We start from the raw sequence: 15,621 nt of genomic DNA on the forward strand, positions 1-15,621 counted from the left end.
CCGGTTTCAGTGGACTAACATGTGCCATCCATCCCGCAAGGACTGCCCCCATGACCATGATCCGCTACGCCGCCTGCACCCTGGCGCTGGGCTTTCTGGCCCCGGCCTGGGCCATCAACAAGTGCACGGATGCCGATGGCAAGGTGTCCTTCCAGGACGCATCCTGCCCGGGCCAGGGCGAGAAGATCGAGGTGCGCCCCGCCCTGGAGGGTGCCACGCCGATCCCGTCCCCGCCCTCCACCTCCAGGGAGGGGGCGTTCGGCCCCACATGGCAGCGCAAGAACCACCTGCAGAACCAGGGCGTTCCCCAGGCACGCATGGCCCTGGAGCGCAACCAGAAGGAATGTGCAGCGCAACCCCTGGAGGCCGCGGCCAGCGCGGGTCCGCTGCGCAGCACCCTGGCATCGGGCACCCAGTTCGCGCAGGAGCGGGCGGCAGCAGCCGGCCAGGGCAAAGCCGCGTGCGAGGCCCGCAGCGAGGAGCTGCGCAAGCAACTGAAAACGCTGGAAGAAGAGCTTGGCGCCCCGTAGTCCCGCGCCTGGGCGCCCGTGGCGTGCTCCTGGAGCACCTGTCCGGACCCCTGTCGCAAGCGGGCTTGCAAGCGTGGCCGTGCAAAAAGAAGCCAGGGCGCGCAGGTGCTTCAGAACTCCGTGCTGACCGAGAACAGCGCGTTACGTGGCGTGCTGCGCGTCAGGAAACCGGTACGCACCGCCAGCCAATGGGAGGAGTCCGCCACGTTTTCCACGGTCAGGCGGAACACCGTGGGACGCCCGGCAAGGCGGGTGCTGTAGCGCAGGCCCAGGTCGTAGCTGTCAAAGCCCGGGATGCTCTGCGCGTTGTTGGCGCTGGCGACCTGGCTCGACACCTTGGTGAGGCGGCCGGTCGCGGTGAGGCCCGGCAGGGCGGCGATGTCCCATTCGCCCTGCACCACCCGCGTGTGGTCGGGGATGCCGATGGCCTTCTTGCCGTCGTTGGCGCCGTTCAGGGTTTTCGACTGCACGGCATCGGACAGCGCCAGGCCGGCGTTCAGGCGCAGGTTCTTGGCCACCTCGCCGTAGAGCGACAGCTCCAGGCCGCGGTTGCGCTGCTCGCCATCGACGACGAGGAAGTTCGCCCCGTTGACGAAGGACACCGGCTGCCGGATCTGGAACAGGGACGCGCTGGCACCGAAGGAGCCGCCGTCGTACTTCACGCCGGCTTCGATCTGCTTGCCCTTGAACGGGGGGAACACCTTGCCCGCATTGGCGGTGCTGCCACCCGCCACGGGCCCTTGCGACAGGCCTTCGGCATAGTTGGCATACACCGAGAAGGTCGGTGCCAGCTTGTAGCTTGCGGCCAGCGACGGGGCGGTGGCCGTCTGTTCGTAGCGGCGCTGCTCCACGCCGCCCGCGAATTCACCGATGTCCAGCTTCTGGTAGCGCACGCCGGCGATCAGGTGCAGGCGCTCGTCCAGCAGGTGCATGGAGTCCACCACGGCCAGGCTGTCGGAGGCGGTGTCCTGAAAGCGCGCCAGGCGGCCGCCGGTGGGCAACGCGGGCTGGGCGATGAAGACCGGGTTGTAGAGGTTGCTGGTGAACGCGCTGCCCATGGTCTGGCTCAGGCTGGAGCCGTCCCCCGTGAAGCGCGAATAGCCGACCACCACCCGGTGCTTGACCGGGCCGGTGGCAAAGCGCATGCGCCAGCCCAGTTCGCCCGAACGCAGGGCCGAGTTGGTCTGGAAGATGCTGGGCTGGGCGGTGAAGTTGCCGCTGGCCGTGGTGATGCGGGTGCTGCCGGCGTTGACGTTCGACTCCTCGTAGTCCACGCCTCCAAGCACGCCGAACACGGTGGAGTCGGGCGTGATGTCGTACTCCACCCGCGAGACCACCGAAGAGCTCTTGGTGTCGCTGCGGTCCCAGGGCTGGCTGATGGCCTGCGCCGTCGAGGGCGGCGCGGGCAGGGCAAAGCCTTCGTTGAAGCGGTGGAACTGGGCAAACCCGTCGAACTGGCGCTGGTTCTGTGCCACGTCCAGGCTGGCGCGCAGCTTCTCGCCTGCGAAATCGAGCGCGGCCGACAGGTGGTCGATGCCCACCTTTTCATTCGGCACGCCGGTGGAGCCGCCGCCGCGCGTGGCGGCGTTGACGCGCACGCCCCACTGGTTGTCGGTGCCGAAGCGGCGCCCCGCGTCCAGGTGCGCGCCGGTCTGGCCGTGGGATGAGGCGGACAGGGTCAGTCGGGTCAGCGGCACATCGGTGCCGCGCTTGGGCACGAGGTTGATGGTGCCGCCCGTGGTGGTGCTGTTCGGGCCGATGCCGTTGAGCAGCGCGCTCGGGCCCTTGAGCACTTCGATGCGCTCGAACTGCTCCACCGCGATGCGCCGCGTGTCCACCACCGCAAAGGTCTCGTTGAACGAGATGTCCTGGCTCAGCATGGGCAGGCCGCGCAGGAAGAAAACGTCCACGGCATTGCTCTCGGAGTTGGTGGTGCGCACGGCCGGGTCCGCGGCCAGCACGTCGATCAGCCGCCGGGCCTGCGCGTCGCGCGCGGCCTACTCGGTGTAGCCGCTGATGGCGAAGGGCGCATCGAGCAGGGCGGTGTTGCCCAGGGCCCCCAGGCGTGCGCCCTTGGCGACCTGGCCGCCCGCGAAGGGCTGGTACAGCTGGTTCGGGTCGCGCGAGCCTTCGACCGTCACGGCCGCCAGGCTGCGCTCCGCCGTGCCAGAGGCGGCGACTGGTGCTGCAGCGGGGGCTGCAGTGGGCGTGGGGGCCGCAGGGCGCACGGTCAGCGTGTCGTTGCCCAGGCGCACCAGCGCCAGGCCCGAGCCTGCGAGCGCACGCTGCACCGCTTCTTCCACCGCAAAGCTGCCGCGCACGGCGGGGGCGGTCTTGCCGCGCAGCAACGCGGGGTCGGCGGTGAGGATCTTTGCGCCCTGGCGGGCCATGCGGGCCAGGGTGTCGTCCAGGGGGCCGGCAGGCAGGTTCCAGTTCTGTACGGCACCGGCCTGGGCCACCAGCGTGTCGCCGGGGGCGTGAAGGGTTTGCGCAAAGCTGGCGCCGCAGAAGGCGGCGGTCAAGGCCGCCACGAGCAGGCGGGGGCTAAAGGAGGGGCTGGGCATGAAATCGATTCCTGTGCTGAAGGTGGAAAGAGGGTGCTTCCCTCCTTGTCCAGCGAGCCGCGCCAAACCCCTCACGCAACAACAAAAAAAGTCGGTGAGCCGCTTTTTCAGGTGGCAGCCAGGTCAATCAGGCTCAGCAGCGGGCCGTAGCGGGTGACGGTGATCGGCTGGGTGTCCACCAGGGCCTGCAGCGCCTGCCCGGTGTCGTTCAGGCGGAAAACGCCGAAGACCCTGAGCTGGGCGGCCGCCGGGCTGATGCGCACCAGCCCCTTGCGCCAGGCGCCCAGTGCGGCGACCACATCGCCCAGCGGTTCGTCGCGCACATCCAGCACGCCTTCGGTCCAGCTGGCCTGGTGTGCCATGGGCTGCTCCGCCATCTCGATGCGCTGGCCATCCATCCAGGCAGCCTGGCCTTCGCGCAGGATGCGCTGTGCGCCATCGCCGGTCTGCAGGGCCACGCTGTGCTCCAGCACCACCACCAGGCTGCGATCCGCTTCCTGGCGCACGAGGTAGCGGGTGCCCATGGCCTGGGCGGTGCCATGCCGGGTCTGAACGACGAAGGGGCGCGCAGGCAGGCCCGATGACCGATCGGCCAGGGCATCGCGGGCCACCTGCACCAGCAACTCGCCTGCGCGTAGCCGTACCAGACGGCGCCCGTGGTCAAAGTGCACATCGGCTGCGCTGCGGGCGTTCAGGTCCAGCCCGCTGCCATCGGGCAGCAGGGTGTGGCGTGTCTCGCCTGTACCGGTGTGCAGGTCGGCCAGCAGCCCGCCCAGCGGCTGGCTGCGGTGGGCGAGGGTCCCGGCGCCCACGCTGGCGAGCAGCATCAGGGCCGATCCGCCCACAATGCCCCTGCGCTGGCGCGAGACCGGCGCTGCCGCTGCGGTCAGGCTGCGGCGCACGGCCGGCAACTGGCCTGGGTGGCGCTGGTCGATGTGGTGGATCTGCCCCACGGGCTCTGCGAGCACGCCCTGCACACGCTGCCATGCGGCCTGGTGGCGCGCATCGGCCGACAGCCAGCGCGCAAAATCTGCGTGCTCGCCTGCGCTGGCGCTGCCGGAGGTCAGCCGAACCTGCCAGTCCACGGCGGTGGCCAGTGCATCTTGCGCCAACCCGCAAGGGCCGCTGCTCATGGCTGGCCCACGCCGGTATCCTGCCTGCAGCAGTGCAGGTAGGCCTGCTTCATGTAGCGCTCCACACTGGCCACCGAGATCCCCATCTCGCAGGCGATCTGCACATGCGTCAGCCCATCGAGCCGGTGCAGCAAAAAGGCCTGTTTGACCTTGGCAGGCAGGCCGTTCAGGCGCTGGTCGATGGCCTGCAGCGCCTCGTGCAGCACGGCCAGATCTTCCGGCGACGGTGCCGTGGCCTGCGGCGACTCGGCCAGCGCTTGCAGGTAGGCCTGCTCCAGCTCGCGCCGGCGCCAGTGGCTGAACAGCACCCGCTTGGCCAGCGTGGTCAGAAAGGCGCGGGGCTCGACCACCTGCTCGATCTCCCGCGCGGCGAGCACGCGCACGAAGGTGTCCTGCGCCAGATCGGCGGCACCGTGCGGGCACCCCATCTTGCGCTGCAGCCAGACCACCAGCCACGCATGGTGGCTGGCATACCAGCGGCCGGCGGGGTGGGCGGAAGGTGGGTTCATCGCAGTGCAGCCATCAAGCAACGGGATGCCGCAGTCGGTCTGGACTGCCGCATCTTGCGGCGGTATGGCTCAGTTTCCCGCGGCCCGTTGAGAGCGCGCTGCCTAAAAGCCAGGACCGCCGCGCAAGGGCCGCCCCGCCGCGCTGGCGGTGTCCCCCTTCCCGAGTGGCGCAGCCATTCGAGAGAAGGGGTGAAGGCGCGCAGCGCCTCAGGGGGATGTACCGAATCAAAATGCCGCGCGCATCGTCAGGCTGACGTTGCGCGGGTCGCTGTAGTTGCCATAGTCCAGGTTGGCCCAGTACTTCTTGTTCGTCACGTTGTTGACGGCCAGGGTGGCGCTGAGCTTGGGGTTGAACTGCCACGAGGCGCGCAGGCCCAGGACTGCCGTGGGCGACTGCTTGACCGTCACCGTACCGGTGGGGTGCGGGATGTTGAAGCCTTCAACCGAGCTTTGCCACACCAGGTTGCCGCCCACCGACAGGGGTGCGAGCGCACCCGACAGCTGGTAGTCCGTGCCCAGCTGCAGCAGGTAGTCGGGCAGGTTGGCGTAGATCAGGTCCGTGGGGGCGCGCGTGACCCTGGCGCGCGTCAGGCCTGCGCTCACGCGCCATTGCCTGGTGGCCATGCCCGCGAACTCCAGCTCGAAGCCGGTCGACTTGGTGCCGTTGACCGCCACATAGGGCAGCGTGCCATCGGGCAGCGGCGTGGTGATGGCGCCATCGCGCACGCCGTAGTTGTCCTGCTTGGTCTGGAACACCGCGAAGTGCGCCTGGATGCGGCGATCCAGCAACTCGGCCTTGAGGCCAGCCTCGGCATTGCTGCCGATCACGGGCGAGAGCGGGTTGTTGTTGCGGTCCTTGTAGTTCTGCGGGTTGAAGATGCGCGTGTAGCTGGCGTAGGCCGACAGCGTGGGCGTGATGTCGTACACCGCGCCGATGTAGGGGGTGACCTTGCGGTTCTCGTCCTGGATGGCGCTCTTGCCGGCATAGGTGCCGGTGGTGCCGTAGCTGTCGCTGTGGCGATGCCAGTCAGTCAGGCGCACGCCGGTGAGCAGCGACAGCGGGTCGGCCAGGCGCCAGCGCGCCGAGGCGAACAGCCCCGTTTGCTGCGTGATCTGCGTGCGCCAGGCGCCGGTCTTGGAGTACGCGGGCGCGGGCGCACTGCCGTCCCAGGTGTAGATGTTGGGGATCACGTAGCTCCAGTTGGCCACCGAGCTGTAGCCATCGGTGCGCGTGGCGATGCGCGTGGAGCTCATGCCCACCATCAGGTCGTGCTTGCGGCCGCCGAGCTCGAACTTGCCCGACAGGTAGGCATCCACCGTGTCCTGCTTTTCGCTGCCGCCGCCCACGGCGGCATACAGCGTGGTGCCGGCGCCCGTGGCGGGGTTGATGAAGGGTGCCAGCGAGGTGGTCCTGCCGTAGCCGTAGGTGCGCAGGCTGAAGGTATCGCCCTCGGTGTGGTTCAGCGCCGCCTTGAGGTTCCAGTCATCGTTGATCTGGTGCTCCAGCGTGGCGTACAGCGTGCCCGAGGTGCGCTCCCAGCGCGTCCAGGGCGGCGAGAAGCTCACGGACGTGGGCAGGTCGATGGGCGAGCCGTCGATGGCAAAGCGCGGAATGGTGCCCCAGATCGGCGCCTTGGGTTCGTTGGACTGCCGCTGGTAGCCCAGGGCCACCACGGTCGAGCGGCCCAGGTCGGCCTCGATGGCGGCGAGCAGGGCAGTCTTGTCTTCGGAGTAGCGGTCGCGGAAGCTGTCCTTCTTCTGCGGGGCGACCACCAGGCGGCTGCGCACGCTGCCGTCGCTGTTCAGCGGGGCGTTGATGTCGAGTTCGCCACGGTACAGGTTCCACGAGCCCGCTGTGAGTGCGACCGAGGCCGCGAACTCGCGCTGCGGGCGCTTGCGGATCATGTTGATCGTGGCCGAGGGCACGCCCACGCCGGTCAGGATGCCGTTGGCGCCGCGCACGACCTCGATGCGCTCGTACAGCGCGGTGTCGAACTCCTGGTTGGTGCTGCTGCTGTACGAGGGCAGGCCGTCGATCTGGAAGTCGGTAACCTGGAAACCGCGCGCGTAGTACAGCGGGCGCTGCGTGTCGTAGAAGCTCACGGCGATACCGTTCACGTTGCGCAGCACCGAATCGATGCTGGTCAGCGACTGGCGCTCGATCTGCTCGCGGGTCACCGTGGTGGTCGATTGGGGCGTTTCACGCGCGGTCAGCTGCAGGCGGGTGGAGGCGCTTTCGCGCGAGCCTGACACGGTGACGCTGTTCAGCGCTTTCGGGGCCGTGACCTGGTCGGGGGAGGCCGCAGGGGCGGCGTCCTGCGCATGGGCGGCAGCGGCCAGGACCGTGGCGATGGTGGCCAGCGCCAACGGATGCAGGCGGCAGACAGGCTGCCTGTGGAAAACGGACATGGAGCACTCCTCGAGTTTGAAAGCAGGCAACTGGCTGGCAGCGCTGCAACAACAAAAGGGCGCACGGCGTGGCTGGTTTATGGCTCCAATTGTAACTTTTAAATGACAATCATTCTTGATTGTGGCGGCTGAAAACCGGGGTTTCCAGGGCAAGCGCGTTGCGTTTGCGCCTCATTTGTAACGCCAGAGGGCGTTTGCGCGGCTCGCTCAGCCTTTCCAGGTGAATGGAAACTTGAACTGCTTCACGAAGCCGTTGGGCACATAGTCGCCCAGCACGCCGTAGTGCTCGGGCCACAGCTTGGTGCTCTTCACGGCGGTGCCGAACAGGTGGTCGAGGAAGGCGAAGTGGGCCGCATAGTTCTTGTCCAGGGCCTCCTGGTCCTGGCTGTGGTGCCAGTGGTGGAAGTTGGGCGTGACCAGCACGTAGCGCAGCGGCCCCAGGCGCACGCTCACGTTGGCGTGGTTGAACACGGCCTGGAAGCCAACCACGACGATGTAGGCGTCGATCACTTCCTTGGAAAAACCGAACACGTAGATCGGGGCCAGCACCAGCGTGCGTGTGATCAACAGCTCAAGGATGTGCTGGCGCGAGCCGGCCATCCAGTCCATGCTTTTGACGCTGTGGTGCACGGCGTGCAGGCGCCACAGCACGGGCACCTCATGGTAGGCGCGGTGCGTCCAGTACTGCACCAGGTCGGCCACCAGCACGATGAGGAACAGCGCCACCCAGAAGTTCAGGCCCTGCACCCAGCCGCGGATGCCGTCGCTGGCGGCCCAGCCGAAGAACTTGTGCACGACCAGGTTGGTGGCCAGCAGCACGAAGCCCACCACCATGTGGTTCACGATGAAGTGGTGGAAGTCGGTCTGCCACTCGGCGCGGAAGATGGGCTGGTCCTTGCGCAGCGCGAACAGCTTTTCGATGAAGATGAAGATCAGCGAGCTGCCCAGCAGATCGAGGATGAACCAGTCCAGGCCGATGTAGGGCGTGTTGTCGGGGAAGTTCGGGTTCACCTCCACCTTGTGGCCACCCAGGAAGGCCGCCAGCGCCACGGTGGTGAAGGCGAACGTGGCCAGCCAGCGCGAGCGGTTGAACAGGATGTTGACCAGCGAGATGCCGCCCGCTACGGCCATGGCCGCCAGCATGATGTAACGGATCACATTCACGTCGTAGCTCTTGCGCAACTGCGGCGTGGTCAGGTACTCGGGGAAGTGGAAGGCCAGCACCCCCAGGAAGCAAAGGATCGCCAGTGTGAGGGCGATGACCCCTGACACGAGCCCGCGCCCGGTGCGCAGCGCGCCATGGCTTTCGGTGAATTCATTGAGTTTGTCGATTTCGAGCATGTTTTACCCCTCTGCGCCCAGGTCGTGGATGGTTGCCCGTGGCTGTGTGTCGCGAGTGTAGCGGGCGCCCGAAGACGGTGTTGTAACCGTCATCGCACGTAAAATCAGAGTCCATGAACATCCCCTCGCACCAGTTGAGCATGACCGTGCTCATGTCCCCGGACATGGCCAACTTTTCCGGCAACGTCCATGGCGGCGCTGTCCTCAAGCTGCTCGACCAGGTGGCCTACTCCTGCGCCAGCCGCTACTCGGCCTGCTACGTGGTCACGCTCAGCGTGGACCAGGTGATGTTCCTGCAGCCCATCCATGTGGGCGAGCTCGTGACCTTTCTGGCCAGCGTCAACTACACCGGCTCCTCGTCGATGGAGATCGGCATCAAGGTGGTGGCCGAGGACATCCGCTCGCAGGTGGTGCGGCATGTGAACAGCTGCTTTTTCACCATGGTGGCGGTGGACGAGGCGCGCAAGCCCGTGCCGGTGCCCCCGCTGTCGCCTTCCACCGCCGAAGAGCGCCGCCGCTGGGATGCCGCCGTGATGCGCAAGACCCTGCGCAAGGAACTGGCCGCACGCTTCGAGCAGGCCCGCTCGGCCCCGGTCCCTGCACCCCTGGCCGCCTGAATGCAGGCACCCTCCTGAGGCGCTTCGCGCCTCGGTGCGTCCGCCAGAGGCGGTCACTCTTCGGGCACGTCCCACCCTGCGCAGGCAGGCTTGGAGCCGCGGCCCTCAGCCCCTCTCACCGATTGCTTCGCAATCCGGGAGGGGGCGCCCCCAGCGCAAGTGCTGGATAGGCCGCCTTCGCGGCGGGGCGGCCCTTGCGCGGGGGCACTGGCCTTGGTCGCGCCAGTTTCGGCTCAGCTGATGCCAAACAGCGCCGTGTCTGGATGTGTTGGGTTGGCGCCTGGAACATGTGCTAACAGGCCTTTGCTCTCGCTGGAGTAGCCTTGTTCCTTTGGAGCGCTCAGGCGCTCGTTCCCAATGGGGAGACAAGCCGCCATGAACGATGCCACCGCCCTGGTGCGCGCCAGCTATGAGGCCTACGTCCGCAAGGACCGCGAGGCCATCGAGGCGCTGATCGACCAGGATTTCCATTTCTCGAGCCCGCTCGACAACCGCATCGACCGCGCCACCTATTTCGCGCGCTGCTGGCCCAACAGCGAGAGCATCAGCGGCTTCCAGTTCATCCGCCTGGTCCAGCAGGGCCCTGCCGTCTTCGTCACCTACGAGGGCACGCGCCAGGGCGGCGGGCGCTTTCGCAACACCGAGGTGGTCACCGTGCGCGGCGAGCGCATCGTGGAGGTGGAGGTCTACTTCGGCTGGTCGATCCCGCATCCAGCACCGCAGGGCGGCTTCACCAACGTCTGAGAAGCTGCTCCAGGCCTTCAGCGGTTGCGCCCGGCCAGGGACACGGCCTGCAGCGAGAGCCCGTCGATCTCGTTGGTGATGCCCGAGAGCACGTTGGCCACCACCGCGAATTCGCGACCGTGCTGGCCCGCGCGGGCGGCCATCACCTGGGCGTTGAAGCTCACCACCTTGGCTTCGCGTGCCACGGTCTGGATGGAGGCCACGATGCCCGCCAGCTCCTTCATCAGGGTCTCGGACTTGGCCTTGCCCAGCTGGTCGAAGGCGGTGGTGGCCGTGTTCAGCGCGTCGAGCACGCCGTCGGTGATGTCCACCAGGCTGGCCAGCGCATCCTCCACACGGGGGCTGTGCCGCTCGGCCAGCTCCAGGGTGCGCTCCACCTGCTGGATGAAGGCGTCGATGGTGGGGCCCACGCCAGCGGGCCCCTGGTAGGTGCTGCGGATGCTGTCGCCCACGGCGGTGTCCAGATGGCGCGGTGTGTCCACCAGTTTGGCGTGGCTTTCACTGAACAGCGCCAGCGAGCTGCGCGCGGCCTTCAGGTGCAGGTCGCTGCCGCGCGTGGCCAGCACGGTCTGCAGCACCATGCGCTGCGACAGCATGCGCTGGCGGGCCGCCAGGTTGACGAGTGACATGTCGCCATCGCGCGGGGCGGCGGCGGTGGGGGCAGGCAGATGGCCTTGGCTGCTGCGCACGGGGAGGGGGTAGGCTGCCATGGTGTGATCCTGTGTGGTGTGCCAACGGGTTGTCGAGGCTCAACTAGCAATACCCGGGCCAGTGCGCACCTGCCGGCCCGCCCCGCGCGTGTGCGTGCGCGCAGGCACAGTGGCTTGTGCGGGCCGGCGCGCAGACGCTCCTGCGGGGCCTGCGCAGGCAGGGGGGGCGACAGGCGCAGGAACGCCGAGCTTCAGGCGAAGCGCAGGCTGGCGGCGTGCGGCACGGCCGCCGCTGCAATGCCCTGCACCACATCGCCCACCACGATCACGGAGGGGCTGGCCAGCCCCTCGCGGGCGATGGTGGCATGCATCTCGCCCAGCGTGGTCACTGCATGGCGCTGCTGCGGCAGGCTGGCGTGCTGGATGATGGCCACGGGCGTGGCGGCGGGCAGGCCGGTGAGCAGCTCCTGCTCGATGGTGGCCGCACCACTCACGCCCATGTAGATCACCAGGGTGAGCCTGGCATCCCGCGCGGTGGCGGCCAGCTGGCGCCAGTCGGTGCCGGCGTCGCCGGGCTTGGCATGGCCGGTGACGAAGACCACGCCATGGGCATGCTCGCGGTGCGTGAGCGGCACACCCAGCGAGGTCAGCCCCGCCAGGCCGGCGGTGATGCCGTTGATGACGGTGACCGGCACGCCGGCGGCGCGCAGGTGCTCCACCTCTTCGCCACCCCGGCCGAAGATGAAGGGGTCGCCGCCCTTCAGGCGCACCACGTTCTCGCCCTCGTTCACGGCCATGAGCATCAGCTTTTCGATGAAGGCCTGCGGCGTGCTCTTGCAGCCGCCGCGCTTGCCCACTTGCACGATGCGCGCGGTGGGCGAGGCATGGGCCACGATGGCATCGCTCACCAGGTCGTCCACCAGCAGCACGGTGGCCGCCTGGATGGCCTTGAGCGCCTTGATCGTGAGCAGCTCCGGGTCGCCGGGGCCGGCACCCACCAGGGTGCAGGAGCCGCCGGTGCCCAGGTGCGGGCGCTCGTGCGGGGTCGAGGAGGTGGAGGGATTCGTGGGGCGGGTCATGGCTGTGTCTCGGGCAGTCCGGGTGTGGCTGTTTGAGCGGTGATGTGCAAGATATGTTCCACCTGCCGCGTGAGCGCGGGTGGCACGGGCAATTCGCCGGCGAGCACGCGGCGGGTGTAGTCGGCCGTGGTGGCCACGTCGATCTCGGTGGGCAGGCCCGGCACCTCGCTGGCGGTGCCGGGCTCCTGTTCTTGCAGGACATGGTGCACCCCGCCCATGAAGGCGTCGTAACGGGGCGTGCGGCGCGGGTCGGCCGCCACTTCGCCTTCGAGCCCGCGCGAGAGCAGGGCGTTCATGCCCATGGCGCCGAAGGTGTTCTGCAGCATCTCGAAGTATTCGGGGTGCGTGTAGCTGGTGACGACCACGGCGGGCCCCGCGCAGGGGCTCATGAGCTTGACGGCGCTGTGCCCGGCGTTGCGCAGGCCCACGGCCTCGCGCACGGCCAGCAGGCGTGCCAGCCCGGGGTGCAGCACGCCGGTGTGGATGTGTGCCACCTCGCCACCGGCCACCTTGCGCGGCGCATGGAGCGCCGGTGTGCCCAGGGCCTCCAGCACGTCGGACGCCAGGATGCGCCGCGCCTCGGTGCGCATGCCGTGCAGCAGCACGGGCAGTCCCTCCCGTGCCAGCAGCAGGGCCAGCAGCGGGGTGAGCACGGGCAGCTTGCGTGCACCGTTGTAGCTGGGCAGCACCACCAGCGGGCGGTCGCTCGCGGGCAGCAGGGCCATGCGGGCGTGCGTGGCGTTCAGGAAGCCGCACATCTCCTCGGCGGTCTCTCCCTTGATGCGCATGGCCAGGCAGAAGGCGCCAATCTCCAGGTCGGTCACCGTGCCGTCCAGCACCTGGCCGAACAGGTCTGTGGCCTGTTCGCGCGTGAGCGGCTTGGCACCGCGCGGGCCGCGGCCGATTTCCTTGATGTACTGGCTGATGCCCATGGTGGCTGGTGGCTCTTTGAAGTGGGGCTGGGTATTTTCTCGCAACCCAGCGAACTTTTGGTTATATGGCGGCGATTGCAATGGCTGTTTTGGCGAGAGGGCCGGTGGCGCGCACCATGCGCTTGAGCTCGGGCAGGCACGAGCCGCAGTTGGTGCCGCAGCGCAGTTGGCCCTGCAACTGCGCCAGGCGGTCGTCGTCGGTGCCGTGGCACTGCGCCAGCGCGCCGGTGATGGCCACGTCGGTGACATTGAAGCAGGTGCACACCGTCTTGCCGCGCGATTGCACCGCCACCGGTGCCTTGGCACTGGGCACCAGCAGCAGGCGGCCATAGGTCTGTGCGGGAAGTTCTTCCTGCAGCAAGGTCTTGAGCCAGCCCTGGGCGCTGGTGTCGCCGGACAGCACGATGGCTTCGAGCGTGCTGCTGCCGTCGTCCCGCCGGGCCAGGCGCGCGGCGCGGCGCTGGCCGCGTTTCCTGTCGGCATAGCGCAGGGTGTCTGCGGTGGCCAGGCCCAGCAGGGCTTCGATGCGCTCGATCAGGGCGTCGGGTGGCGCCTCGTGGCCTGCGGCGCGCAGCAGCACGCCGGTGCGCTCGCGGCCTGGCTCCGACAGCGGGGTGTTGTTGCTGAAGGGCACGCAGCTGGCAAACGGGAAGGCATCCATCAAGGCCGACAGCGATTCGCGTGCGGCCAGGGCCTTGTCGCCTGGCAGCCAGGCCATGGCCAGCAGCGTCCATGGCATCTCGGCCTTGAGGATCTTCACGGCCGCGTGCTTGAGCTCGGGCTGCTTGGAGGTGGGGCAGTAGGCCGAGGTGGTCAGCGCGTTCACGCCCGACAACCGCTCGCCGGAGGATGACTGGCCGCTGAGGTACTCACTGCCCCAGTGCATGGCCATGAAGGCCTGCGACAGGCCCATGCTGGCGTCGGCCATCACCGGTACGACGATGGTGCCGCGCTTGCTGGTGACGTGCACCAGGTCGCCGCTGTGCAGCTTGCGCTGCGCCATGTCGTCCGGATGCATCTGCACCGAGGGCTCGGCCACATGGCCGAACAGCCGGCCCAGGGTGCCGGTGCGGCTCATGCCGTGCCACTGGTCGCGCAGGCGGCCGGTGGTCAGGCCGAAGGGGTAGCGCGATTCGCGCGGCTCGGCCACGGGCTGCCAGGCATGGGCTGCAAAGCGCGCACGGCCATCGGGCGTGGGGTAGATGCCGTCTTCGTACAGGCGCACCTTGCCGTGGATGGCACCCTCGGGCAGCGGCCACTGCTGCGGGCCCTGCGCTTCGAGCAGGGGCCACGAGAGGCCGGTGATGTCCAGGTCGCGGCCGCGCGTGGTTTCGCGGTGTTCGTTCCACACCGCCTCGGCCCCGGCATCGGCGTCGCTGGTGGTGTAGGGGAACAGGCTGGGTGCGCCGGGGCGCAACCGCGCCTCCAGCTGGTGCGCAAACTGCACCGCAATGGCCCAGTCGTGGCGCGTCTGGCCGGGTGCCGGTACCGCAGTGCGCACGCGGGAGATGCGGCGTTCGCTGTTGGTCACGGTGCCAGTCTTCTCGCCCCAGGTGGTGGCGGGCAGCAGCAGGTCGGCGTACTGCGCGGTGGCGGTGGTGGCAAAGGCCTCCTGCACCACGACGAACTCGGCGCGCTCCAGCGCACGGCGCACGGTGGCCTGGTCGGGCATGCTCTGGGCGGGGTTGGTGCAGGCGATCCACAGCGCGCGGATCTCTCCGTCGGCAGCAGCCTGGAACATCTCCACGGCCGTCTTGCCGGGGCGCGAAGGCACATCGGCCACGCCCCACATCGCCGCCACCTCGGCGCGGTGCGCGGGGTTGGCCAGGTCGCGGTGCGCGCTCAGCAGGTTGGCCAGGCCGCCCACCTCGCGCCCGCCCATCGCATTGGGCTGCCCGGTCAGCGAGAACGGGCCCGCGCCCGGCTTGCCGATCTGCGCCGTGGCCAGGTGCAGGTTGATCAGCGCGGCGTTCTTGGCCGTGCCGCTGGTGCTCTGGTTCAGGCCCTGGCAGTACAGGCTGAGGGTGGCCTTGGAGGTGGCGAACCACTGCGCGGCCGTGGCCAGGTCGGCCTCGGGAATGCCGCACACCGCGCTCACGCGCTCGGGCGTGCAATCGGCCACCAGCGCCTGGAGCGCCTCGAAGCCCGTGGTGTGCGCGCCGATGTAGGCAGCATCCACCCAGCCTTCGCGCAGCATGAGGTGCAGCATGCCGTTGAACAGCATCACGTCGCTGCCCGGCTGTATCGGCAGGAACAGGTCGGCCATGCCGGCGGTGTCGGTGCGGCGCGGATCGGCCACGATGACCTTCATGCCCGGGTTGGCCGCGCGCGCGTCCTCGATGCGGCGAAACAGGATGGGGTGCGCCCAGGCCGCGTTGCTGCCCACGAAGAACAGGCATTGCGCGTGCTTCACGTCTTCGTAGCAGGCGGGCGGCGCATCGGCCCCCAGCGTGGCCTTGTAGCCGGCCACGGCGCTGCTCATGCACAGGCGCGAGTTGGTGTCGATGTTGTTGGTGCCGATGAGGCCCTTGGCGAGCTTGTTGAAGACGTAGTAGTCCTCGGTGAGCAACTGGCCGCTGACGTAGAAGCCGACGGCGTCGGGGCCGTGCTGCTCGATGGTGTCGGCGAATTTCTGGCTCGCCATGTCCAGCGCGGCATCCCAGGTGACGGGCAGTGCTTGTTGGCCGCGCTGTGTGCGGTGCAGGGGGTGGAGCAGGCGGGTTTGCAGGGTGACGGGGCTGGCTGCGGTGAGGTGCAGCGTGGAGCCCTTGGTGCACAGGCGGCCGAAGTTGGCGGGGTGGGTGGGGTCGCCGCGCACGCCGGTGATCTGCGGGCCTTCGGATTCGATGATCACGCCGCAGCCTACGCCGCAGTAGGGGCAGGTGGATTTGGTTTCTTTCATGTTCTTGTCGTGGTTGCGGCGTGCTTGTTGTTGGGGCGGGGGCCGGGGTGTGCGCCCGGCGGCGCAGTAACTTTCTTTTGCTTCGCCAAAAGAAAGTCACCAAAGAAAAGGCGACCCCCAGTCTGCGTCCCCCATCGCCCGGTGGGCGACGGGGGCAACCTGCGATGCTCGGTCCTGGGGTGGTGCCGCAGAACTCGCTGCGTTCTTCGAA

12 protein-coding genes and 1 pseudogene are annotated in these 15,621 nt (G+C 68.5%); 3 read left to right on the top strand and 10 right to left on the bottom strand.

Annotated elements, in window-relative coordinates; genetic code table 11:
• The first annotated feature begins 50 nt into the window (after window positions 1-50).
• Window positions 51-530 (top strand): DUF4124 domain-containing protein, encoded by a 480-nt coding sequence (locus tag ASE31_RS00855; RefSeq protein ID WP_057199656.1) that lies wholly within the window; start codon window positions 51-53, stop codon window positions 528-530.
• Window positions 531-640: 110 nt separating this feature from the next.
• Here ASE31_RS00855 and ASE31_RS00860 read toward each other — a convergent pair.
• The 6 genes and pseudogenes from ASE31_RS00860 to ASE31_RS00885 form a co-directional block, all read right to left on the bottom strand.
• A pseudogene (locus ASE31_RS00860) lies at window positions 641-2,509 on the bottom strand (TonB-dependent receptor); the annotation flags it as partial.
• A gap of 18 nt (window positions 2,510-2,527) precedes the next feature.
• Complete coding sequence (locus tag ASE31_RS00865) at window positions 2,528-3,094, bottom strand: STN domain-containing protein (RefSeq protein WP_057199658.1); 567 nt, start codon at window positions 3,092-3,094, stop codon at window positions 2,528-2,530.
• Between the two features lie 107 nt (window positions 3,095-3,201).
• Window positions 3,202-4,227 (bottom strand): FecR domain-containing protein, encoded by a 1,026-nt coding sequence (locus ASE31_RS00870; protein ID WP_082603970.1) that lies wholly within the window; start codon window positions 4,225-4,227, stop codon window positions 3,202-3,204.
• Window positions 4,224-4,736: a sigma-70 family RNA polymerase sigma factor gene (locus ASE31_RS00875; RefSeq protein ID WP_057199660.1), complete on the bottom strand. Its 513-nt coding sequence runs from the start codon at window positions 4,734-4,736 to the stop codon at window positions 4,224-4,226. The genes ASE31_RS00870 and ASE31_RS00875 overlap by 4 nt, the downstream gene beginning before the upstream one ends.
• A gap of 225 nt (window positions 4,737-4,961) precedes the next feature.
• The gene (locus ASE31_RS00880) at window positions 4,962-7,145 is read right to left on the bottom strand and encodes a TonB-dependent siderophore receptor (protein ID WP_057199661.1); all 2,184 of its coding nucleotides are present in this window, start codon (window positions 7,143-7,145) and stop codon (window positions 4,962-4,964) included.
• 207 nt (window positions 7,146-7,352) lie between these two features.
• On the bottom strand, window positions 7,353-8,486 hold the full coding sequence (locus ASE31_RS00885; RefSeq protein WP_057199662.1) for a sterol desaturase family protein: 1,134 nt from the start codon (window positions 8,484-8,486) through the stop codon (window positions 7,353-7,355).
• Window positions 8,487-8,599: 113 nt separating this feature from the next.
• Between ASE31_RS00885 and ASE31_RS00890 the strand changes: the two genes are divergently transcribed.
• Window positions 8,600-9,103, top strand: a complete 504-nt coding sequence (locus tag ASE31_RS00890; RefSeq protein WP_057199663.1) for an acyl-CoA thioesterase — start codon at window positions 8,600-8,602, stop codon at window positions 9,101-9,103.
• Between the two features lie 375 nt (window positions 9,104-9,478).
• Window positions 9,479-9,847 (top strand): nuclear transport factor 2 family protein, encoded by a 369-nt coding sequence (locus ASE31_RS00895; RefSeq protein WP_057199664.1) that lies wholly within the window; start codon window positions 9,479-9,481, stop codon window positions 9,845-9,847.
• 17 nt (window positions 9,848-9,864) lie between these two features.
• Here the strand turns inward: ASE31_RS00895 and ASE31_RS00900 are convergent, their stop codons facing one another.
• From ASE31_RS00900 to ASE31_RS00915, 4 genes are all read right to left on the bottom strand, one after another.
• Complete coding sequence (locus ASE31_RS00900; protein ID WP_057199665.1) at window positions 9,865-10,557, bottom strand: type IV pili methyl-accepting chemotaxis transducer N-terminal domain-containing protein; 693 nt, start codon at window positions 10,555-10,557, stop codon at window positions 9,865-9,867.
• A 191-nt stretch (window positions 10,558-10,748) separates the two neighbouring features.
• The gene (gene cobA / locus ASE31_RS00905) at window positions 10,749-11,576 is read right to left on the bottom strand and encodes a uroporphyrinogen-III C-methyltransferase (RefSeq protein ID WP_235514202.1); all 828 of its coding nucleotides are present in this window, start codon (window positions 11,574-11,576) and stop codon (window positions 10,749-10,751) included.
• A complete protein-coding gene (gene ybiB / locus ASE31_RS00910; RefSeq protein ID WP_057199666.1) occupies window positions 11,573-12,508 on the bottom strand; it encodes a DNA-binding protein YbiB in 936 nt (311 codons plus the stop codon). The genes cobA and ybiB overlap by 4 nt, the downstream gene beginning before the upstream one ends.
• Window positions 12,509-12,569: 61 nt before the next feature.
• Window positions 12,570-15,410, bottom strand: a complete 2,841-nt coding sequence (locus ASE31_RS00915) for a nitrate reductase (RefSeq protein WP_057199667.1) — start codon at window positions 15,408-15,410, stop codon at window positions 12,570-12,572.
• Window positions 15,411-15,621 lie beyond the last annotated feature (211 nt).

The sequence above is a fragment of the Acidovorax sp. Root217 genome, from assembly GCF_001428645.1.
Taxonomy (GTDB): Bacteria; Pseudomonadota; Gammaproteobacteria; order Burkholderiales; family Burkholderiaceae_C; genus Acidovorax.